Genomic DNA, 21,888 nt, shown 5'->3' with positions numbered 1-21,888 from the left:
TAATTTAAACGCACGGAATTTATTTCATCCGGTAACATTTTGGCTATTTTCGTGCGGTAGCCTTACTTTAGAAATAGAATTTTGGTCAAATTAAAAATAAATAGTTATTTTTGGGCAATACTCTGTTATATGGAAGATAAGATAAGGTTATCAGTACTTGGATTTTCGTTTAATCAAACACAGTCAGGAACATACGGGCTAATATTAGCTGAAGATGATGGAGCCCGGCGTCTAATAATCATAATAGGAACACCGGAAGCCCAGTCTATCGCGTTTCGTTTACAAGGGTCTATACCTCCAAGGCCTTTAGCCCACGATATATTCCAAACGCTTACTTCCGAATTTAACATTACATTACTTGAAGTCGTTATATATAAATACGATAATGGCGTTTTCTATTCAAAAATGTATTTCCGTCAGGGAGAACATAGTGTTGAAATAGAATCCCGGACGTCTGACGCTATTGCTATAGCTCTAAGGACCAAATCTCCTATTTATACCACAAAGTCAATTATGCGGGAACAGGCTATTGTCTTCGAAGAGAACACCTCTTCTGAATATGCCCGGGAAGATGAAAAAGACAATCTGGCTTTAGATTATTCTTTGCTTGATACTGAAGAATTGGAAACTCTCTTAAAAGACGCAATTGAAGGTGAAGATTATGAATTGGCATCCTTATTGAGAGATGAACTCAAAAAGAAACTGGGAATAAACTAGATTTCCAGTTTATTCCCAGCCTATATTTTGCTAAAGCCTTATTTAGAAAGGAAGATCATCTCCTTCATCACCACTAAAATCTACCGGGGCAGATGGTGCTGCTTGTTGATTGTATGGCGCAGCAGTAGGGGGAACCGGTACTCCGGCTCCGGTAGCATCAATTTTCCATGCTCTCAAATCGGTATACCAGTTACCATTATATTCGCGGCTTTCAATATCAAAGGATACATCCAAAATATTTCCCACTTGTAAAACAGATTCATTAATCTTATCTCCCCACACTGTGACACAGACTTTTTTAGGATACATACCATCAGTTTCCAATATTATGCTCTGTTTCCTCCACTCTCCGTTTTTTCCCATACCTGTTTGCACGGGCAATACTTGAATCAATTTCGCTGTTAATTGCATTATTATCTAGTTTTATATTTCAAAATTGGAGTATAAAGGTATAAAAAATAAAGGAATCAAGTCTCATCGAATGGTATATCTTGCTGTGCTTTCTCTCTGGCATGCAACTTTTCAGCCGAATCAATAAACTCCTTATAATACGACAACAATAAGGTTGTCAGCGGAATGGCTATAATCATACCAATAATTCCCAACAATGATCCCCAAACAGATAAAGATAGAAGTATGATTGCCGGATTCAGCCCCATCGCTTTACCCATGATTCGGGGAACCAGAAACAAATCCATAATGCATTGTACAATAACATATATCAGCGCCACTAATCCCAGCATTGTCCAAAAACTGTCATTCGTTTGCGATGCATGCAACCAACAAAGCAATATAGCCGGAGGAAAGGTAATAACTTGCAGATATGGTATCATATGTACAAGTCCTACGATAATACCGAACATAATAGCTAAAGGCAACCCAATCGTATAAAATCCTATGGAATAGAGAACAGCAAGGATAAGGCAGATAAAGGCCTGATGACGGAAGTACTTATTCATACTGTGCTCTACATCTAAAATAATGCGGTTAACTATAGGGCGATACTTCGGAGGTACCAGATACCGCCACAATTCATTTATCTTATCATAATCCAGCAAAATAAAAATTATATAAAGAATAACGACGAAAATGACAGTTAATCCGAACAAAAAGGAAATTGTATTGGAAAATATTACCTCTACCGCAGGAGTTAGAAACTGGAACAATTCTGCAAGGTTCTGCTTAGACAAACTTTCCTGTATTTCCTTGAAATCCACGTAGCGGCTTATTACATCTGCTACACTCATCGGTATTCCATTCCGGCTGATAGAAGACAGATCATAGCTCGAAATCAACAGATTTATCTGCCATATTTCATTTTCTATCAACGGAACAAGAATAAATCCCAACAGAGTTAAGCCTCCTGCGACAGATAGTAAGGTTAATATTACGGCCAGAGAATTAGGCAAACGCAATTTCTTTTTATAGAAGCGGACTAGCGGGTTCAACATGTATGCTATCAACCATGCAATAAAGAATGGCAACAATACTCCCTTTAGGACATAAAGCAGATAAAGAGCCATAGCCAGCGCAAAAACGCTGATTAATAACCGGATTGTTCTATCAAAAGTAAAAGGCTTTTCAAAACGCTGGTCCATAATACCGATATTATTTTTATCTTTACAAAGATATTTATTTTTTTAAATTTTTAATAACAATATGCTCATTATGAAGTCCAAAACCTACTATACGCTAATTTTTCTCCTTTTGGCGCATTACTCTCTGATTGCACAGACTAAACAAAAAGCTGTTCAGGACTTTTTGAATAATGAGGGGTTAAAATATGCATCGGTAGGTATCTGTATAAAAGACTTCTCAGGGAAGCAGATAGCCTCTTATAATTCAGACCGGTCATACACACCGGCATCTATACTGAAAGTGGTGACTACGGCTACTGCTTTAGAGATTCTGGAACCCGGTTATCGTTATCAAACAACTTTGGAAAAAGATATAAACCATCCGGGCAGATTATTAATACGTGGATATGGCGATCCCACATTAGGGACAGAACATTTGGACAATACGCCAAACGCCTTTCTTTCGCAATGGGGCGATGAGATTAAGAAAAATATCGATTCCAACGAAACTCTGGATGTAATGGTAATCGATGATTATTTCGGTTACGAAGACGGAATATCACACAGGTGGATTTATCAGGATATGGGTAATTATTATGCGGCGGCAGCATATGGTATAAGTGTTTTTGACAATACGTATAAGCTGTATTTCAATACCACCCGTTTAGATACTTGTCCTGTTATAGTCAGCACTGAACCGGAAATAAATATAAACTTTAAAAACACCTTGCAACTAAATAGTTCAGGGCAGGATAACGGATATATTCACGGAATGCCCTTCTCGATGGATAGGCTTCTTACCGGAGACATCCCGGGCGGCAGGACATCTTTCAGCATAAAAGGAGATATACCTGATCCGGGAATGTTTCTGGCCGAAAGCATAGCCAAGACTCTTGTTGAGAAAGGATATAAAATAGGAAAAGCAGAAACATCTCAAAATGATTATTATAGACAAATGTATCTGAAAGATAAAAAGTCTACTGAAGGAAAGGTCTTTTACACTCACCTGTCTTTCCCTTTGAAGGATATTATAAAGGATACCAATGTACGAAGCAATAACCATTATGCGGAACATCTTATCCGCACTGTAGGACGGACGAAAACCAACGACATTTATTCCTCAGCTTTAGATGCCGGAATAAAAAAGACCAACGATTTTTGGAAAAGTAAAGGACTGGATACTGATGCTCTGATGATATTCGACGGTAGTGGCTTGTCGCCGGCCAACGCCGTAAGCCCTACGTTCATGTGCGACCTGCTGGTCTATATGCAGACAAAGAGTAAATACGCCCCTGAATTTCTGGAATCGTTACCACAAGCAGGCATAGACGGAACTGTAAAAAGCCGTTTAGCGGGGACGAGGCTAGCCGGAAAAATAAGAATGAAAAGCGGTAGCATCAATGGAGTACAATGCTTTGCCGGATATTACACCGACGGAGATAAAAAATACGCTTTTACCGTGATGGTAAACAAATTTTCCGGTGCTCGTTCGCAATTGGTAAAAGCAATAGATAGTTTGTTGTTAGCTGTTTTCTAAAATTAAGTAACTATATACAAGTTTGTGATAAAAAATTAACAAAAATATTTTTGAATTAAAAAATAACATTTACTTTTATCGTGTAAATTGATTGTCTCGTAGCGATGAGAAACCAATTTACCTTTTATAGAATTAATTAAGAGACATTTATAATATTATCCTTGTTTAGAAATCTGACAAATTTTAACCCGTAAGGATAGTAGGCAGATGTTCCACGTCTTTCAATATAATGAGAGGCGTGGGGCTGTTTGCTTATCGTATGGGTGGGCTTTGTCAGAGCCTCTAAACAGGATAAGATGTAACGGTTACTATGCCTCTTTTATAAAAACAGCCAATCGGGGGAATCTTGGCTTAATACCGGAAAACATATGACAATAACACAAAATTACAAGAAACGGTGGTTTCTGCCGTTGATCTTTTTGGCTATCCTTTATGCCTGTACCTCCGAGCAGGACTATCAGGCGGATACGGACAAACCCGTTGAACCCCTGACCGTGGCAACGGCACAAAGCCTCTATGAACAGTATGTGGGAAAGGCTTCTAAGTTAAAAAGCTCTTCAGAGGGTTTATCACCGGAACTTATACCTGACTGGAGCGAAGGACAATTGTTCAGTGACAGCAACTGGTATGTGGTGGAATCGCCATTGGAAACAAGCAAGGATCTGCGTATCCGTTTTATGACACCCGAAGTAAAGGAATATAGCGATGCAAATAATATTCGCCCGCAGCAGATACTTCGCCAGATAATAATGCGCAACAAGCAGACGGGATTGGATTATGCTTTTATGATGGTTGTTATGCCCGACCTGGACTATATGCTCCGTAAAGGCAATGACCTGGACGAAAATCTCTATCTTACGCGCGAACCGGATCTAAGCGGGCTTGTAATGTTCTACACTACGGATGGTGAGTTTGTAAACGGCTGGGTATATGAAAACGGGAGGATAACCGGAGGGATAGGCGGATCGGGAAAACAGCTGAAGGCTTTTGGCACTATATGCTATAATTATGATTTTTATGGTGTGAGCCAAGTAACCGGGGATGAGCATTATATCGGTTCGGTTACTTATTGCAAAGACCGCTTTTTCAATCTGGACGAACTCTGCAATTGTTTTTCGGGTGGCGGCGGCGGAATCGATTTCACAATACCGCCTATTACCGGTGGCGGCGGTGGTAATAGTTCGCCTGCTGCACCGGGTGTCGCAGATGACAAGAAACCCGAGGAACGCACCGACTGTAGCGGGAGCGCGACAACGAATGCAACGAATGCGCAGAATGCAATGAAAGTACCGGATGTATTGGTGAATCTGAACTTTCTCAGAGAATATGCAAAAGGGAAAGAAAATGAATGGTCTATGTTAATTGATTCTTACTATGGTAGTTATACAGCATCAGCGTTAAAAGAATTAGGAGTTAGTTCAGGAAAGCTAAATCCTAATGCCAATACTGTATACGACGTGCATACCCATAGTGATGATAAAAGAGAGGGGTATTTTGTTCTTACTGGTCCTTCGATAGGGGATGTTTATGGTATGTTTGATACTAGCAGTGATTTACCTAATTTTAAGGGTACTATAGTTATTGCTTACGATGGCAGCGAATACCTGTTGGCTGTAAACGATCGGAGTAAGCTGCAACAGTTCTGGGGGAATACGGCAGGCAATTATGCGAACAGAGACTTGTTTAAGTCCGGCAATGGTACTTTTTTTGAAAATGGAGATATGAATTTCGAATTTGAGAAAATTATAAAAGCAATAGAAGGTCAAAAATATTCTTTTGGCGATGCGTATGATTATGCGCTGTCCTATCTGCTGGATAAGCATAATACAGGCTTAAAGGTATCAAAGAAAGAAAAAGGAGAAAGCAGTTTTAAGGAAATGAAAACGAATACAGATTCGTCAAATAATTATAAACCAACAATATGTCCGTAATTATGAAAAAGATAATTTTAATAATAGCTTTTATTAGCATAAGTATACTAGGTAAAGCCCAATGCAACTTACCTTACAGACCCTTATCTGAGTTTAATAAAGATACTACCGCTTTTATGATTTATAACTTTATGGATAGGAAAGACTGTTATAAAGGGAAAACGTTGAAAGAGGTAACCAAGGACATAGGAATACCTATTAAAGACTATACACGAGGGGCTATATCACGAGGATCTTTATTTGGATATATATATATATGCATATATGATGATATTACTGTATCCAGATTGAGAGATAGTAAAAAAGATTATAATGCGATTATAATTTTTTGGGAAACCCCTATAAATATCCTTAGTCAGGAATATAAAAGGCTTATAGGTATTGATTGGGATAAAACTTACGACTATCTGAAAGATCTGAAGATCAAAGAACTGAAAGTAAGCATTTCCACCTACAGCAAATACTACGAGAAATATAAGGAGAAAGAAACGAAATCGCAGGATCCGAATAAGAGAAAAGAAGGAGATTGGTAGATAAATTATTTCAGGCAGGGCCGAAGCCCTGCCTGTATCTCCATGATTATGAAAAAGATTTTATTACTGATACTGTTGTTAATGGCTGTATTGTATGCAGAAGCTCAATGTACCCAGCCTTATAAGGCGTTTAACCAGTTTGCCAATGATACCACGGCTTTTCTACGCTATAATTTTAAGACGAGAGCTGACTGTTATAGAGGAAAAACGGTAGAATATTTATTGAAAGATTTGCAACTGAAACCAATAGCTATTATGGTGTCTTATTCAACATCAGTTGGAAAATATGATGGTATATGCATATTTGTTGATAATAGTAAATGGAATATTGCTAATTCTCAAAAAGATCAATATATATATATATATTGGCCTGATTTATTGGATAATGCCAGTGTAATCAAATTGGGAAAAAATTATAAAGGTGTGTGGAACCAGCAATACTATGATTTCTTTAAGAATATGGTTGTGGGGGAAGTGAAATATTAATAAATAAGTGGGGCAGGGCTTCGGCTCTGCCTGTATGTACATGATTATTCAGATCAATAAAAACATACTGGTAAGAACTTAAAATAGAATGATATATGAGAATAATTATTATGTTAGCCTTCATTATCTCTATTTGTGCTTTCGAACAGGTGAGATCAAACATTGAAGTGAGTAAAGAGATGAAGGTGATTGATAGAAAGACAAATATAGCATATAAAATATAACACAATGAAAAGGAGATTATTTACATACCTGATTTTTATTATTATTTTCACAACGCAAAGTTTTGCGCAGATAGAAGTCACAACTCAGTACAGAGACAATGATGTCGTATTTGATGCTAATTCAATGCAATATGGTACTTATACTTTGGTCTTAAAATTTACCGAATTACGTGGATACAGAGGTTCAATAGGGAGGGATTCGAAAGTCATAATAGGACAAGGAAATAATAATTCTATTTACCGATTGACCAGCGATGGAAGAAACTCTCCATATTATCGCTACTCATATACTTATTATAGAGGAAAATATAATAGTAAACCGGATTTAGACTATCCATACCTTCTTCCTGCAACGACGGGCAAAAGTCTTGGTATTGCACAGTTTGAAAATATGAATTACAAATATGGTAAAACCGATAACGATACCGACAGTATACTCGGAATTGTCTTCAATTATAGAGGGATTGATACCGTATGTGCAATTCGCAGCGGACAAATAGTTGAGATTGAATATAGTAAAAAGCAAAGAAGTGATTCAGAACAAGGGTTTGTATACTATGACAAGCTTTCTCAAAACATCATAATGGTAGAACATGCTGACGGATCAATCGCACGCTATGTCTGTATTAGTGCCGTGAATATACTTCCTAAAGAGGGCGACCGCATAATTGCAGGTCAGCCAATGGCTATTTTCACTAACGGGGAAGAGCAAAACCGTATGGGATTACACTTATTTCACTTAGATAGAAATCTAAAGAACCAAGTGATACACCCTAGATTCTACACGGAGGAAGGTTTTATTCAACCGGAATTTGGCAAAAGATATAAGAGTGCCTCTACAAAGGAAATCATAGAAAAAGAGCTCTCTAAAAAGGAGAAGAAAAAACTGAATCATATAATTTGATTTTGGCAGCAGGAAGTGGAATGAAAGCAATACTATGATTTCTTTAAGAATATGGTTGTGGGGGAAGTGAAATATTATAAATAAGTGGGGGGCAGGGCTTCGGCTCTGCCTGTATCTCCATGATTATGAAAAAAACAGTTATAGCGGCTCTGTAGCCGAGTTCCAGCAGGATAAATCTTACAAATACGAAAAATACGACTACAGCCACAGCGGACTCGATAACTTCAAAAATATAAAAACTTTAACTAAAAACGATCAGTAATGAAAACAAGATTTGCATTTATACTCATTCTTTTACTGTTCTCAATGACGGCATTTGCTCAAAAGATTACTATCGACAGCACTTCTGTACCGGGAGTAAAGATCAAATACCTCGATGGAGAAAAAGTATACGTCAGAGCCGACACTTTGCCCGAATACCCCGGGGGCTCAGAGAAAATGCCTTATTTCATAAGGGATAATTTAAGATATCCTCTGATGGCACGGGAAAGTGGGGTCGTAGGGCGTGTTTTTACTCAGGTGATTGTATCCAAAACAGGAAACATTGTCGAGTATAGTATAAATAAGTCTGTGCATCCATTGCTGGACCAGGAGGCATTGCGTGTAGTAAAGAAGATGCCTAAGAAAGGCTGGACTCCGGGAAAAGTCAAAGGAGAACCTGTAAATATGTACTGTATAATCCCTATAACTTTTCGGATGAGAGTGGGTGTACAGGATAATAAAGAGGTTTATCTGAAAGAAATGAATTCCTTACCATCCTATCCCGGCGGTGAAACCGCAATGCATACATTTATCCAACAGAAACTGGAGTATCCCAAAGAAGCGCAAAAGAAGGAGATAGAAGGGCGTGTATATTTACAGTTTGTAGTAACAGAAACGGGTGAAATTTCTGATATTGAAGTGTCTCGAAGCGTTCATCCTCTTCTCGATTCCGAGGCTATACGGGTAGTAAAAATGATGCCTAAATGGATTCCGGCAATGGAGAATGGTGAACCTGTAAAAGCCGTTTTCAAACTGCCGATGCAATTCAGATTACGTTGATCCTTCTCTACTATATAAGTACAATTGAAAGGGCAAATCTAGTTGACACTAACTGCTGAAGCGTCAACGCATAATTATTTGTTTTGTCATTGGCAGCAGGAAGTGGAATAAGGGTATGCCTTATATAGCTACTAAAAATTATTTCGAAGCCAAATACATTGTACAAATACCGAATGTATATGTTTTATAAGATGCTTCCTTAAATCCGTTTTTCAGAAGTGTGTTAACCATCTCTTTTCCCTGAATAAATGCTTTAATGGATTTGGGTAGATAAGAGTACGCTGTCTTGTCTTTTGAAATGAGACGCCCAATTGCCGGGATAAATAATTTGGAATATAGCCAATATGCCTGTTTCATAGGGAAATAACGGGGAGTGGTCAGTTCAAGTATCATTAACTGTCCTCCCGGTTTAAGCACCCGGAGGATTTCCTTCAGGCCTTTGTCCAGATCCTCAAAGTTTCGTACGCCAAAAGCCACCATCGCGGCATCAAAGGAATTATCTTCCAACGTTAAGTTCATGCAATCCTGCCTTTCGAAACGGATAATATCCGACAACCCTGCTCTGGTTACTTTTTGCCGGCCGACTTCCATCATTCCCTCCGAAATATCTGTGCCCAGAATACTTTGCGGTTTGAGAATATCGTATGCTTGAATTGCCAGATCACCCGTTCCGGTCGCAATATCGAGAATCGATTGCGGGTTAAGTTTCTTGAGAGTGGCTAAGCCCTTTTTTCGCCATCCCCGGTCTATGCCCATCGACAAGGTATGGTTTAACGCATCGTAGTTTTCGGCGATGGAATCGAACATTCTCTCAACTTGTACCCCTTTGTTCTCAGAGTCGGAATAAGGAACTATTTTTTCGGCTTCGTATGTCATTTATTTTTATCAGATATTTCTCAAATAGTAAAATAGCTCTTCATCCTGAATTTCTGTCACCTGTGTTCTTTCGCCTTCCGCAATCATACGGAACGGGTCAACAGAGTTATCGATAAGTATCCAGTAGTCGGAAATAGGAATAAACATAGAAAAAAGATTTCGCATTCCGGCGTAGTATCTTCGTCTTACAACATCTTCAGGAACATTGTGCCCGCCAAAGCGGACTCGTTGTTCAACACGCCTGACCGCCAGTTCGGGAGAATCAAGCCAAAAATATATCAGGGTTACAAAGTAACCTACTTCCTGGGCTCTTTTTATGAAATTGGCATATGATTTTGTGGCAAGAGTGGTCTCTATTGCGAAGTCCTCTTGCAGAGCCAACATTTCATTCATCCGTATCAGCATAAGACGCCCTGCCTCTATCGCAACCGTTTCGGGCTGGAAAGGGGAAAGTCCCTTTGCTATTTCATCTGCATTGATAAACTCTTTACAGTCTAAGATCTCAGGAAACATGGCGTACGATGCAGTTGTTTTTCCCGCACCGTTACAGCCTGATATAATGTATAGATTCGGCATCTATAGTTTATCCTCTTTTTTTTAGATATTTACTTATATTTTCGTCAATACGTTCTGCAACATCACTTGAATCTGCCTTAATAAACTTATCTCCGACTATTTTTTCATATAGCTCGATATAGCGTTCCGATACGCTGTTGCAATATTCTTCGGTCATTTCAGGAACCTGTTGTCCTTCTTTACCCTGGAATCCGTTTTCCATAAGCCATTTACGGACAAACTCTTTCGAAAGTTGCTTTTGTTCCTCGCCTTTCTCGAATAAATCCTGATACGCATCAGCATAAAAATAACGGGACGAATCCGGTGTATGGATTTCATCGATCAGATAGATCTTGCCGCCTTTTTTCCCGAACTCATATTTCGTATCTACAAGTATCAGATCTTTCTGAGCGGCAATCTCTGTTCCACGTTGAAACAGGGCATATGTATATTTTTCAAGTTGTTCGTATTCCTCTCTGCTTACAAGGCCCTGTGCGATTATTTCTTCTTTCGAGATATTTTCATCATGCCCTTCGTCAGCCTTAGTTGTCGGAGTGATTATCGGAGCCGGAAACTTTTGGTTTTCTTTCATTCCGTCCGGAAGTGGTACTCCACAAAGTGTTCTTGCCCCGGCTTTATATTCGCGCCATGCGCTGCCTGTCAGATATCCGCGGATAACCATCTCTACTTTATATGGTTCGCAGCGGAGACCGACTGTCACCATCGGGTCCGGTGTCGCCAATTTCCAGTTTGGAACTATGTCTTCTGTTGCATCCAGAAATTTCGATGCTATCTGATTAAGGACTTGACCTTTATATGGTATACCCTGAGGTAGCACAACATCAAATGCTGAGATACGGTCGGTGGCAATCATCACTAACAAGTCTTTCCCTATTGAATATACGTCTCTTACTTTACCATGGTAAACATTTGTTTGTCCTGTAAAGTGGAAATTTGTTTTAACTAAAGTATTTTTCATATTTATCTATTTTGATTCCTAATAAATAATCATTAAAGTGTTACTTCCCTGCTCCCATTTTCAAGAGCCTTTATTTGTACATTTACTGTATCACTTGGCAATAAATCCTCGATGAGTTCAGGCCATTCTATAAAACAGAGGCTACCACTGTAAAAATAATCTTCGTAACCGAAATCGAAAACTTCTTCTATCTTATTTATCCGGTAGAAATCGAAATGGTAGATAAGTTCAGCGCTATCGGAGCGGTATTCGTTCACAATAGCAAATGTCGGACTGTTTATCGTATCCGAAACCCCGAGATTTTCACAGATAGCTTTTATGAAAGTGGTTTTACCTGCACCCATTTCGCCACGGAAAGCAAAAACCGTATTGTCGCCCATCGTTTTAATAAACTTTATGGCCGCTTCATCTATTTTGTCGAGTGACTCTATTTTTATATTCATAATCCGGTTCTATTATGCAAATATACGCTTTGTGATTGTTATGTATGAAAGTAAATAGATTTATTTTCCGGTTAAAGTAATCAAAGGGATTATCATTTCTTCCATAGATATTCCTCCATGCTGAAATGTGTCTGTATAATAAGACACATAATAATTGTAATTGTTCGGATATGCAAAAAAGTCATCCCCTGTGGCAAATATATATTTTGTACTGAGATGCCTTGCGGGTAACCCAAATCTTTCGGGAGAATATATATCGTAAACCTTTTTACGGTCATACTCTATATTGCGTCCTACCTTATAACGGATATTTGAGTTTATGGTTTTGTCACCAACCACTTTTAACGGGGCTTTTACGCGTATAGTCCCATGATCGGTGGTTAAGACAATCTTATAACCCATATCTTTTGCTTTTCGCAAAATATCCATCGTGCTCGAATGTTTGAACCACGAACGGGTAAGCGAACGGTATGCAGCCTCGTCGGAAGCCAGTTCCCTTATCATTTTCGATTCTGTACGTGCATGTGAAAGCATGTCCACAAAGTTGATAACAACTACATTCAGGTCTTTGCCGCTTAACGAGTTCATATTCTGAACCAGCTTTTCTCCCGATGAAGAGGATAATATCTTATTATATGAAAAGCTATATTTCTTTTGTAATCTCTCTATCTGCTTTTGGAGCAAAGCTTCTTCATTCAGGTTTTTACTCTCGTCCTCGTCCTCTTCTACCCACAATTCCGGATATAATTTTGCTATCTGAACAGGCATTAATCCTGCAAAAATAGCGTTGCGGGCATATTGCGTTGCTGTCGGCAAAATGCTTAAATACTCTTCCTCTGTAATATTAAAATCATTCGCCAGCAGATCTTTCACCTCCCACCACTGATCGAGCCGGAAATTATCGATGAGAACGAAGAATATCTTTTCTTTATTATCGAGTAAAGGAAATACTCTTTCAGGAAATAATTCAGGGCTTGTAATGGGTTTATTTTCTTTCTCCTGCACCCACGATTCGTAGTTTCGCTTTACATATTTCCCAAATGCACTGTTAGCTTCATGCTTCTGCACACGGAGCAGTTCTATTAATGGGCTCTGCGAAGCTGTGAGTTCCATCTCCCAATAAACAATCTTTTTATAAATGTCTACCCAGCCCTTATAATCGAGAGAATCGCTAATTATTGAGCTAATTTTGGAGAACTCCTCACGATAACCTTCCAGAGTGGCCTCGGAAACTATATCGTCTTTATGAAGATTCTTTTTTATGGAAAGGAGTATCTGATTGGGATTTACTGGTTTTATAAGATAATCCGCTATCTTCTTGCCGATAGCATGTGTCATAATACCCTCATCCTCGCTCTTAGTAATCATTACCACAGGGATATTCGGGTTTATTTCTTTGATAATCGCAAGAGTTTCTATCCCCGACAATCCGGGCATATTTTCATCCAGAAAAACAATATCGAAACCGCCTTCCCTGAAACTGTCGATCGCATCATGCCCGCTATTCACAGGTATTACCTCATATCCTTTTTCCTGAAGGAACAGAATATGGGAGCGTAAGATATCGATTTCGTCATCGGCCCAGAGTATACGGTTTTTCCTCATATTGGATCACAGTTTTATAATGTTTTCCTCTAAAATAGTCAATTTTTCAATACCACCATCTGTTACAGCGTAAGTATTTTCTATTCCGACCGCACCAACCTCCGGAATAACAAACTTCGGCTCTAAGGCAAAAATAATATTTGGCTCCAATACTTCTTTCGACCGCGGAGTCAGTACAGGAGGTTCGTTAATCTCCAATCCTACCCCATGTCCAACAAACTTAGCTTGCTGTTTTGTTCCCATAAAGTATGGTTCGAGATTAGCTTTAACAACCCTTTCCATCGCGATTTCATACAGATCGGAGCATTTTGTTCCGGGTTTAGCTATATCCATTGTATGATTATGGATATCGATAGAAACCTGATGAGCCTGATGAGCGATATCCGATGTTTTCCCTACCGAGAAAACACGCGTCATATCCGTCATCCAGGGCGTATAATTCCCAGCCATATCTACCATGATCGTTTGTCCTTCCTGTATCGTTTGCCCCGAAGCGCCCAAAGGCAAAATCGGACTTGAGCCTGCACCACCCAGAGCAAAATCGAAAGGAGAAGGGACTTCTGCATTTTCTCCTGCCAAAAGACTGCCCATGTAGATATCCATATTTTCGCCATAACTGCGAAAGAGACCTAAAGAGCCATGCAGGCGCATCAATTTTTCTATCTCTATCTGAAATCCAACGTCTGTCATCCCCCGTTTGAAAACTGAAGGAATCAATTTATAAACAGCCTCATGCCTACGGGCACAGACTTTCACTTGCTCCAACTCAAAAGCGGTTTTTATACTTCGTATTTTCCGCATCAGAACAGAAGCATTTGCCGCTGTATTCAGTCCGAAAGTGTTTAATAGACGGCTGCATTCTCCGAAAGAAATCACATCCGTTTCCAGTAGTAAAGTCTTAGGAAGAGAAATGTTCCGACTCAGTAACTCTTCGGTTATCTGCTCCGGTTTACGAACATAAACCGTATTATCAAAAGCAATCCCTTCGGGGCGTTTTACAAAATGAAACGGCTCTCCTTCAGCAGGCAGGTAAAAATATCCGTTATAAACACAACCTGTCATATAAAATACATTTACAGTGGTAGTCAATACACAGGCATCCACATTTATCGCACGCATTGCCTCCTGTAAACGCGAACAGCGTATTTCCAAATCTTTTGATAATGCTTCCTGATAATTCATCTCAATTTACTTTATCTATTTGTCCTCCTTCAAAGAAATTTATAATATTCTTAGCCACTTCACACTCCATATCCATACGTCCGGCATATGTTTTTGTTCCGGCGTGCGGACACAAAATAGCATTATCCAATTCGAGTAATTCCTGCGGGATTTTAGGTTCATTCTCAAAAACATCCAGCCCTGCTGCATATATTTCGTCTTTACGTAAAGCCTTAGCCAAAGCAGCGGAATCGACTAGTTGCCCTCTCGCTGTATTGATAAGAATAGCTGTTTTTTTCATTTTTTTGAATTCGGCTTCACCCATCAAATGAAAAGTTTCTGCTGTTGCAGGAGCATTCAATGACAAAACATCCGATTTTTTCAACAAGGTATCGAAATCGACATAAACAGCATTATATTTTTCTTCAATTTCCTTAGGCAATGCATGCCGGTTACAGTAAATGATTTTCATCCCCGAAGCGACTGCCCGCCGTGCCACAGCCTGCCCGATACGTCCCATCCCGTAAATGCCCAAAGTCTGTCCATAAAGCGATAAACCTAAATCTCCGAACAGGCTCCAATCGAGGCGAACACCATTATGTAATTTATGATTATAATAAGCTACTTTTCTTGCCGTAGCCATCATCAAAGCAAAACAGAGTTCGGCTGTCGGCTCCAGTACCGATTGTGGTGTGTTTGTTACGGTTATTCCTTTCGAAGCAGCATATTCTACATCAATATTATTATAGCCCACTCCGAAATTGGCGATAAGCTTCAACTTTTTCCCTGCATCGATAATCTCAGCGTTCGCCTGGAATGAAAAGTTAGGTACAAGTACATCTATATCTGCGATTCGTTCCAAGATATCTTCTTTTGAAAATAGATCTTTCTCCGGATAAATAACTTCAAACTTTCCCTCGAGGGCAGCAAAGCCTTCCCTTATGAAGTTATGCCCCATCAATATCTTTTTCATTCTGTTTAGTCTTTTTTCAATCCGAAGTTTCCGTCAGTAATTACAACTGAATATCCTTTATTCAGTTCCAATGTCCAACCCTTGCCGGATAGTTTATTACCATTCATATCAGTGGGATTTGTCACAGTGATTTTCCTCCAGTCCGGGCTCAGTAATGCCCCGTCTGTAACACTCAATATACCCCATTGATCCATAACAGTTATGTTAGGATATACGGTACCCCTGTTTTCAAGAGGCATAATATTGCGCGGATCGAAACTAATATTCATCTTTTCGAATTTAATCTCAAAATGAGGTTGTTCTATAAATCGGGATTTGTATTCGACAACAAGTTTTTTCCTGTTTTCTTCCCGTATTGTTTCTTCGTTTGTTATCTCCTCTCCATTATAAGAACCTGCGAGTTGACTTACTGCATCTTTTAGATTTTCAGGTAGTTTTATTTTAAAAGCGGTGATAAAAAAGTCAGTGAGATTCGTATTGTTATCTGTCTTTCTGTTCCACCCTTGCTGTTTTTTATCCAACAAATAACCGTAAACAGGGATAGTTTGATAGGCAAAAGAACGGATAAAGGTCGGATTCAACATAGACGCGTCAATATTTCTAACGAAGTGTTCTGCTTTTAGCTTCTCCGGTCTTCCGCAACTAGCTTCACCTGTATATTCCGCCAGCCCTTCATTTAGCTCCAATTTATTTTCTTGTATATCTGATCCAGGAAAAAGAGATTGTCGGTATTTTCTGAATATAAAGGCATTCGTCACGTGATCATTAATTTGAGAAGCCGTAGATGCCGAAACCGCTTTTTTAAGAGCCCCCAATTCTAAACGCAGGTATATCCGGCCATCTTTACTGTCCAGATGAACGTTGTTACCATCACCTCTCAGGATGAATCCTAATTCCGGCTGCATAGCATGAAACCTTTCGTGAATTAATAAACCTATTCTGTCATATTTATTTTCAGGCAGAGGCAGCATCACTGTTGCCCACTCCGTTCCATTCCACCGGATAGATGTATTGGCGATATTTTCATTTTTCGAAAACACTCCTGTATAAATACGCCCATCCCGCCTAAGTTCTCCTAACGAATCTTTATTATTCGCATAAATTTCCCTTGTTTCAGGATTGATAAGCATTATAGGCCCATAAATATTTTTCCCCCAAAGATTCTCACTTTTTTTCGCAGCAACTTCTGTTTCTTTAAAGTAGACATTAGCCTCATCAACGTGGAAAACTTTTTTCTCTTGTCCAAACGAGCTTGCAGAAACAAACATCAAGACGATAAACAGTATTTTTCTTCCCATAATCTAATAACTATTTTAATTTATAAAATACCCGAATCTACCAGCATTTCCCTTATACGAAACCAATCTATATATGGTCTATCAGAAATGGAATCGTCTAAAATAAGGGGGCACCCCAAAGCGGCATCATCTATATAAAGATGTCCGTAAGCTTTAGGTGAAGATGTCCAAAATCGTTGGGTAGGATTTTTCTGTACGCCGTATAGAGGTATGCCATTATCTTCGAACCACCGGACAGCTTCTGTCAGCACATTTTCCTCTACCATGACTTCCAGCCCATCGATCTTTTTTTTCTTTTTTCGGTCGCTGCGCATTGTGAAGAGAATAAGCCTGTGCCCCTTTTCAACGAGTTCTTTAAGTACCGGGATAGCCCCTATATCTTTGCCTATATTGGGGTATTCATGTGCAACACATGTCCCGTCAAAATCGATACATATATCCATAATACAGTTTTAACGTGTAAATAATGGTTTCAGTTTACTTTCCTGAAACTATTTTCTTTATTTTGTTTAGCATATTACTTAAATGTTATTAGTCTTTTACCACCAACTGACTTTTTCTTTTTCAACTAACTCTTTTGCCAGAGAATCAATAATATTAACATATTGTTTTTTTGTTCGAAATCCTTCTTGTAGTGTATTCCCTCTAGCTTCTATTGTGATTATGCCTTGCAATTTACCATGTGGTGCTATTATTTTGGGTGAAATATCTTTAAAACGAGGGAATTTATCAAATAGATTCACATCTTTTGTAAGATATATCGTAAGACCATTCATTTCAGACTTTACATAATTTGATGGATGTACCACCGTTTGATCTATTGAAGAAAAAGGTCTGATCAAAAGATCCTTTATTTCATATAAGTTCCCGGCTAAATGGTTTTCCGAAATCTTCTTATTATATCCTATTGATCGATTTATTGAGATAACGGATAAAGTTATTATTGTACAATAAAACATGATACTCCCTAGACGAGCGAAATGTATATGTCGTTTGCCACAAATAAAGCTAATAATAAAGAATGTAGTCCCACATATTATACCGGACGCGAAGCGAACATCCGGAGCTGATAACAACCAATACATAAAACAGAAAATCAAAGAAATGTAAAATACAAATTGCTGATCTTCTAATATATCATTCAATTTCTTCCTCCATATAAATCTGTATAATAGGAAAACAGAAGAAGTCATTATAATTATATAACAAACAATTGTAAAAAGATGATTTATGAAAAATTGCTTGAAAGTCCAAAAACCGGATCTTTCAAAGAAATAGAAGGTTATATAATCTTTGAAAAGACCTTTGGCAAACTGCGCCATGGCAATTTCTCTTTGGATCATAGAAATGCCTTTGGGTATTTTCCATTCGAAAGAGAATAAATCTAATTCATGTAAAGGATACACTAAATAGCCTGAAATAATTACATTCCGAATCAACCACAAGCTGACAATACTGAATGAAAAGGTAACGAAGAATATAAATTGCGATTTTCTCTTATCTTTAATTGCTAAAAATAAAATATAAATAGAGAGGAGGCATAGAGGAAATATAGACATCTTAAATGTACAGATCATTATAGGTAAGATGAAGAAGAAGAGTTTTTTATCTGAAAAGTTCGGATATAATGCAAATTTTGCGATATAATAAAATGCACAAATATTAGGGACAATATCTGTCGATGAATCAGTCAAAAAACCAGCATTTAAAGAGAAGAAAAATAAGAAAATAAATAATAAAAGTAAGCGACTAATATTAAATTTTGATATTATGACTTCTTTTAGTACCCATACCATTACATAAATGAACAATATAGACTGTAAAACATATAATGGCTCTCCAAAAAGGAATTTAAAAGTGAAAATCGCAGAAATAAGCAAATAGTTTGAGTTAAAACCAAAACGGTCTTCTAAATTAGCTAATCCGGGAACAACAGGGTAGGTTTCATTCCATTCTATTTGTTGGTAATGATAAAAAAGTGCATCATCCCAACAAATGGAATATAGAGTGTACAACAAGATACTACATGACGACAAAAGAATAGCTGTTTTCTGCGGAAGAGAAATATCTTTTATTGTTTCTTTTACTCTTTGTATCTTATCTGTAAAACGGCTTCTATTTAATGTCCAATATCCGAAAGATATTATTACATAAAGAAGAAGCATATATTGATTAGAAGGGAACCATAATGATAACAGGGATAAAGGGACAAGAATAAAACATATTCCCAGCATAAAAGTCTCAGGAATGTTGTATTGGTCGTTTTTTTTGCAAAGTTTGTTATATAAACTTATAAACATATCGCCGAAAGAGAGCAATATAAATGATATTATAATCCAAGCAAAAAGAACTGCCAGCATAATTTGTATTTTTACTTTCCCGAAACTATTTTCTTTATTTCATTCAGTTTGTTCAAAGCCTCAACGGGAGTCAGGTTGTTTACGTCCAACAATTTTATTTCGTCTCTCACCTGACTAAGCACCGGATCGTCGAGTTGAAAAAAGTTGAGTTGGTATCCTTCCCTGTTTTCTTTTATATCGGTTATCGGTTTCGATATACCTTGTTTCCGGTTGTCCGATTCCAATTGCTTTAGTATAGAATTTGCCCTTTTTACGATGCTTTGCGGCATACCGGCCATTTTTGCCACATGGATACCAAAACTGTGCTCGCTTCCCCCTTTAACAAGCTTACGAAGGAAGATGACTTTGTTGTCCACTTCTTTTACCGACACATTATAGTTTTTAATACGCTTGAAGGATTTCTCCATTTCGTTCAGCTCGTGATAGTGTGTCGCGAACAAAGTTTTTGCCCTTGCCTTCGGGTGCTCATGAATATATTCGACAATAGCCCACGCAATGGATATACCGTCATAAGTACTTGTTCCGCGCCCCAGTTCGTCGAACAAAACGAGGCTTTTCGGTGAAAGGTTATTCAGAATGTCGGATGCTTCGTTCATTTCTACCATAAAAGTAGATTCACCTAACGAAATATTATCGGAAGCCCCTACACGGGTAAATATTTTATCGACCAACCCTATCTGCACCGATTCTGCCGGAACAAAGCTGCCGGCCTGAGCCATCAGCGTAATCAGTGCCGTTTGCCTGAGTAAAGCCGACTTACCCGCCATGTTCGGTCCTGTTATGATGATAATCTGTTGTTTGTTGCTATCTAAGAAAACATCATTGGCGATGTAAGATTCTCCGGGAGGCAACTGTTTCTCGATCACAGGGTGTCGTCCGTTCTTTATATTCAATACGTCCGTGTCATTTATTTCGGGACGGATATATTTATTTTCTTTAGCCGCTTTAGCAAACGATAGCAAACAATCTATCTGAGCTATCAGATTCGCGTTTATCTGTATTACAGGAATATATTCGGCCAGGCTGAGAACAAGTTCGTTGAAAAGAGCCGTTTCCATCGCTAATATCTTTTCCTCGGCTCCCAGTATTTTATCTTCGTAATCTTTCAGTTCCTGTGTAATATAGCGTTCTGCATTGACAAGAGTTTGCTTACGTATCCATTCGGCAGGAACTTTATCTTTATGCGTGTTCCGAACTTCTATATAATATCCGAATACGTTATTGAAACTAATCTTGAGAGAGGAAATGCCCGTTGCCTCTGTTTCTCTTTGCTGTATCTTCAACAAATAATCTTTGCCGGAAAAAGCAATCTCCCGCAGATCATCCAGATCCTGATTTACTCCTTTGCTTATAACATTTCCACGGTTAAGCATTGTTGGCGGATCAGGATATATTTCTTTTTCGATACGATCGCGAATAACCGGGCAAGGATTAAGTTTCTCCCCTATCTCCCTCAAGCTCGGTTCGCTCGACGAAAGAAAGGATTCGCGGATAGGCTCAATCGCTTTCAAGGCAACTTTGAGCTGAACGACTTCTCGCGGACTGATCCTATTCACCGCTACTTTCGAGATTATACGTTCAAGGTCTCCGATCAAAGAAAGTTGTTCTTCCAGCAAATTTTTCAGTTCCAGATCTTTGAAGAAATACTCTACAACCGACAACCTGTTGTTTATCGGCTTGGCGTCTTTCAATGGAAATACCAACCAACGCCGCAACATACGTGCGCCCATCGGCGATACTGTTTTATCAAGGACATCAAGCAAGCTTTTTCCACCTTCATTCATTGTTGAAATAAGCTCCAGGCTACGGACGGTAAACTTATCTAATCGTACATATTTATCTTCCTCGATTCGGGATAGAGTTGTAATATGCCCGATCTGTGTGTGTTGGGTAACATCCAGATAATGAAGTATAGTTCCGGCGGCAATTACACCATTAGCCAGATGCTCTACTCCAAATCCTTTCAGATTTTTTGTTTCGAAATGCTTAAGCAGTCTGTCTCTGGCCGAATCTTCGGTAAATACCCAATCATCAAGCTCGAAAATAAAAAAGCGAGTTCCGAAATTTTCTTCGAATAGTTTTTTCTTACTCCGTTCTACTAACACCTCTTTTGGAGAAAAATTAGCCAGAAGTTTATCTATATATTCTCTTGTGCCCTCTGCAACCAAAAATTCCCCGGTGGAAATATCAAGGAATGATACGCCACAAATATTTTTCACAAAATGAATAGCACAGAGGAAATTATTTTCCTTATGATTCAGAATGTTGTCGTTGATAGAAACACCGGGGGTTACAAGTTCGGTAATTCCCCTTTTCACCAGCGTTTTAGTTTGCTTCGGATCTTCCAACTGGTCACAAATGGCAACACGTTTACCTGCACGCACAAGTTTTGGCAGATAAGTGTCCAATGCATGATGCGGGAATCCGGCTAATTCTACAAATTGAGCAGTGCCGTTTCCCCGGCGGGTAAGAGTAATGCCCAGTATTTCGGCAGCATCAATGGCGTCCTGTGAGAATGTTTCGTAAAAGTCTCCTACCCGAAACAATAAAATGGCATCAGGATGTTTACTCTTGATTTCAAAATATTGCTTCATTAGCGGGGTTTCAGCTATTTTCTTTGACACAGGCTTCGTATAGTTTAGATGAGTTCTTAATAAAATTATATGAAACAAAGATAGAAAAAAAAAT

At 38.6% G+C, this 21,888-nt stretch carries 20 protein-coding genes; 7 read left to right on the top strand and 13 right to left on the bottom strand.

Going from position 1 to position 21,888, the window contains the following annotated elements; genetic code table 11:
* The first annotated feature begins 129 nt into the window (after nt 1–129).
* The gene (locus ACYPZI_RS04840; protein WP_459599172.1) at nt 130–717 is read left to right on the top strand and encodes a bifunctional nuclease family protein; all 588 of its coding nucleotides are present in this window, start codon (nt 130–132) and stop codon (nt 715–717) included.
* Between the two features lie 42 nt (nt 718–759).
* On the opposite strand, the gene ACYPZI_RS04835 is transcribed toward ACYPZI_RS04840, so the two are convergent.
* Both ACYPZI_RS04835 and ACYPZI_RS04830 read right to left on the bottom strand, forming a co-directional pair.
* A complete protein-coding gene (locus tag ACYPZI_RS04835; protein ID WP_459599170.1) occupies nt 760–1,128 on the bottom strand; it encodes a DUF3127 domain-containing protein in 369 nt (122 codons plus the stop codon).
* 56 nt (nt 1,129–1,184) lie between these two features.
* A complete protein-coding gene (locus tag ACYPZI_RS04830; RefSeq protein ID WP_459599168.1) occupies nt 1,185–2,315 on the bottom strand; it encodes an AI-2E family transporter in 1,131 nt (376 codons plus the stop codon).
* Between the two features lie 70 nt (nt 2,316–2,385).
* Between ACYPZI_RS04830 and dacB the strand changes: the two genes are divergently transcribed.
* The 6 genes from dacB to ACYPZI_RS04800 all read left to right on the top strand — a co-directional run bounded on the left by dacB (nt 2,386) and on the right by ACYPZI_RS04800 (nt 8,950).
* On the top strand, nt 2,386–3,831 hold the full coding sequence (gene dacB / locus ACYPZI_RS04825; protein ID WP_459599166.1) for a D-alanyl-D-alanine carboxypeptidase/D-alanyl-D-alanine endopeptidase: 1,446 nt from the start codon (nt 2,386–2,388) through the stop codon (nt 3,829–3,831).
* 368 nt (nt 3,832–4,199) lie between these two features.
* Complete coding sequence (locus tag ACYPZI_RS04820; RefSeq protein WP_459599164.1) at nt 4,200–5,762, top strand: hypothetical protein; 1,563 nt, start codon at nt 4,200–4,202, stop codon at nt 5,760–5,762.
* A 2-nt stretch (nt 5,763–5,764) separates the two neighbouring features.
* Nucleotides 5,765–6,295: a hypothetical protein gene (locus tag ACYPZI_RS04815; protein ID WP_459599162.1), complete on the top strand. Its 531-nt coding sequence runs from the start codon at nt 5,765–5,767 to the stop codon at nt 6,293–6,295.
* Nucleotides 6,296–6,343: 48 nt separating this feature from the next.
* Nucleotides 6,344–6,781 (top strand): hypothetical protein, encoded by a 438-nt coding sequence (locus ACYPZI_RS04810; RefSeq protein WP_459599160.1) that lies wholly within the window; start codon nt 6,344–6,346, stop codon nt 6,779–6,781.
* Nucleotides 6,782–7,009: 228 nt separating this feature from the next.
* Nucleotides 7,010–7,909 carry a hypothetical protein gene (locus ACYPZI_RS04805; RefSeq protein ID WP_459599158.1) on the top strand — a complete coding sequence of 300 codons (900 nt, stop codon included), beginning with the start codon at nt 7,010–7,012 and terminating at the stop codon, nt 7,907–7,909.
* A gap of 261 nt (nt 7,910–8,170) precedes the next feature.
* Complete coding sequence (locus ACYPZI_RS04800; RefSeq protein ID WP_459599157.1) at nt 8,171–8,950, top strand: TonB family protein; 780 nt, start codon at nt 8,171–8,173, stop codon at nt 8,948–8,950.
* A 138-nt stretch (nt 8,951–9,088) separates the two neighbouring features.
* Here the strand turns inward: ACYPZI_RS04800 and ubiE are convergent, their stop codons facing one another.
* From ubiE to mutS, 11 genes are all read right to left on the bottom strand, one after another.
* Nucleotides 9,089–9,826, bottom strand: coding sequence for a bifunctional demethylmenaquinone methyltransferase/2-methoxy-6-polyprenyl-1,4-benzoquinol methylase UbiE (gene ubiE, locus ACYPZI_RS04795; protein ID WP_459599155.1), 738 nt, complete (start codon nt 9,824–9,826; stop codon nt 9,089–9,091).
* A 9-nt stretch (nt 9,827–9,835) separates the two neighbouring features.
* Nucleotides 9,836–10,402: a zeta toxin family protein gene (locus ACYPZI_RS04790; protein ID WP_459599153.1), complete on the bottom strand. Its 567-nt coding sequence runs from the start codon at nt 10,400–10,402 to the stop codon at nt 9,836–9,838.
* A gap of 7 nt (nt 10,403–10,409) precedes the next feature.
* Complete coding sequence (locus ACYPZI_RS04785; protein WP_459599151.1) at nt 10,410–11,360, bottom strand: phosphoribosylaminoimidazolesuccinocarboxamide synthase; 951 nt, start codon at nt 11,358–11,360, stop codon at nt 10,410–10,412.
* 32 nt (nt 11,361–11,392) lie between these two features.
* Nucleotides 11,393–11,803 (bottom strand): tRNA (adenosine(37)-N6)-threonylcarbamoyltransferase complex ATPase subunit type 1 TsaE, encoded by a 411-nt coding sequence (gene tsaE, locus ACYPZI_RS04780; protein ID WP_459599149.1) that lies wholly within the window; start codon nt 11,801–11,803, stop codon nt 11,393–11,395.
* A 60-nt stretch (nt 11,804–11,863) separates the two neighbouring features.
* Entirely contained in the window at nt 11,864–13,408 is a 1,545-nt protein-coding gene (gene porX, locus ACYPZI_RS04775; protein WP_459599147.1) for a T9SS response regulator signal transducer PorX, read from the bottom strand.
* A 6-nt stretch (nt 13,409–13,414) separates the two neighbouring features.
* Nucleotides 13,415–14,590, bottom strand: a complete 1,176-nt coding sequence (locus tag ACYPZI_RS04770; RefSeq protein WP_459599145.1) for a M24 family metallopeptidase — start codon at nt 14,588–14,590, stop codon at nt 13,415–13,417.
* A 1-nt stretch (nt 14,591) separates the two neighbouring features.
* Nucleotides 14,592–15,542, bottom strand: a complete 951-nt coding sequence (locus ACYPZI_RS04765) for an NAD(P)-dependent oxidoreductase (RefSeq protein WP_459599143.1) — start codon at nt 15,540–15,542, stop codon at nt 14,592–14,594.
* A gap of 5 nt (nt 15,543–15,547) precedes the next feature.
* Nucleotides 15,548–16,840, bottom strand: a complete 1,293-nt coding sequence (locus tag ACYPZI_RS04760; protein ID WP_459599141.1) for a hypothetical protein — start codon at nt 16,838–16,840, stop codon at nt 15,548–15,550.
* A 20-nt stretch (nt 16,841–16,860) separates the two neighbouring features.
* Nucleotides 16,861–17,283: an HAD family hydrolase gene (locus tag ACYPZI_RS04755; protein WP_459599139.1), complete on the bottom strand. Its 423-nt coding sequence runs from the start codon at nt 17,281–17,283 to the stop codon at nt 16,861–16,863.
* A 96-nt stretch (nt 17,284–17,379) separates the two neighbouring features.
* Nucleotides 17,380–19,200 carry an LIC_10190 family membrane protein gene (locus ACYPZI_RS04750; RefSeq protein WP_459599137.1) on the bottom strand — a complete coding sequence of 607 codons (1,821 nt, stop codon included), beginning with the start codon at nt 19,198–19,200 and terminating at the stop codon, nt 17,380–17,382.
* A gap of 11 nt (nt 19,201–19,211) precedes the next feature.
* Nucleotides 19,212–21,794, bottom strand: coding sequence for a DNA mismatch repair protein MutS (gene mutS / locus ACYPZI_RS04745; RefSeq protein WP_459599135.1), 2,583 nt, complete (start codon nt 21,792–21,794; stop codon nt 19,212–19,214).
* Nucleotides 21,795–21,888 lie beyond the last annotated feature (94 nt).

Source organism: Dysgonomonas reticulitermitis, assembly GCF_054601275.1.
This window is presented reverse-complemented; position numbering and strand designations above follow the sequence as displayed.

Coding starts and splice junctions, on each gene's coding strand:
- ACYPZI_RS04840 (WP_459599172.1), top strand. CDS start 130: ATGGAAGATAAGATAAGGTTATCAGTACTTGGATTTTCGTTTAATCAA.
- ACYPZI_RS04835 (WP_459599170.1), bottom strand. CDS start 1,128: ATGCAATTAACAGCGAAATTGATTCAAGTATTGCCCGTGCAAACAGGT.
- ACYPZI_RS04830 (WP_459599168.1), bottom strand. CDS start 2,315: ATGGACCAGCGTTTTGAAAAGCCTTTTACTTTTGATAGAACAATCCGG.
- dacB (WP_459599166.1), top strand. CDS start 2,386: ATGAAGTCCAAAACCTACTATACGCTAATTTTTCTCCTTTTGGCGCAT.
- ACYPZI_RS04820 (WP_459599164.1), top strand. CDS start 4,200: ATGACAATAACACAAAATTACAAGAAACGGTGGTTTCTGCCGTTGATC.
- ACYPZI_RS04815 (WP_459599162.1), top strand. CDS start 5,765: ATGAAAAAGATAATTTTAATAATAGCTTTTATTAGCATAAGTATACTA.
- ACYPZI_RS04810 (WP_459599160.1), top strand. CDS start 6,344: ATGAAAAAGATTTTATTACTGATACTGTTGTTAATGGCTGTATTGTAT.
- ACYPZI_RS04805 (WP_459599158.1), top strand. CDS start 7,010: ATGAAAAGGAGATTATTTACATACCTGATTTTTATTATTATTTTCACA.
- ACYPZI_RS04800 (WP_459599157.1), top strand. CDS start 8,171: ATGAAAACAAGATTTGCATTTATACTCATTCTTTTACTGTTCTCAATG.
- ubiE (WP_459599155.1), bottom strand. CDS start 9,826: ATGACATACGAAGCCGAAAAAATAGTTCCTTATTCCGACTCTGAGAAC.
- ACYPZI_RS04790 (WP_459599153.1), bottom strand. CDS start 10,402: ATGCCGAATCTATACATTATATCAGGCTGTAACGGTGCGGGAAAAACA.
- ACYPZI_RS04785 (WP_459599151.1), bottom strand. CDS start 11,360: ATGAAAAATACTTTAGTTAAAACAAATTTCCACTTTACAGGACAAACA.
- tsaE (WP_459599149.1), bottom strand. CDS start 11,803: ATGAATATAAAAATAGAGTCACTCGACAAAATAGATGAAGCGGCCATA.
- porX (WP_459599147.1), bottom strand. CDS start 13,408: ATGAGGAAAAACCGTATACTCTGGGCCGATGACGAAATCGATATCTTA.
- ACYPZI_RS04770 (WP_459599145.1), bottom strand. CDS start 14,590: ATGAATTATCAGGAAGCATTATCAAAAGATTTGGAAATACGCTGTTCG.
- ACYPZI_RS04765 (WP_459599143.1), bottom strand. CDS start 15,542: ATGAAAAAGATATTGATGGGGCATAACTTCATAAGGGAAGGCTTTGCT.
- ACYPZI_RS04760 (WP_459599141.1), bottom strand. CDS start 16,840: ATGGGAAGAAAAATACTGTTTATCGTCTTGATGTTTGTTTCTGCAAGC.
- ACYPZI_RS04755 (WP_459599139.1), bottom strand. CDS start 17,283: ATGGATATATGTATCGATTTTGACGGGACATGTGTTGCACATGAATAC.
- ACYPZI_RS04750 (WP_459599137.1), bottom strand. CDS start 19,200: ATGCTGGCAGTTCTTTTTGCTTGGATTATAATATCATTTATATTGCTC.
- mutS (WP_459599135.1), bottom strand. CDS start 21,794: ATGAAGCAATATTTTGAAATCAAGAGTAAACATCCTGATGCCATTTTA.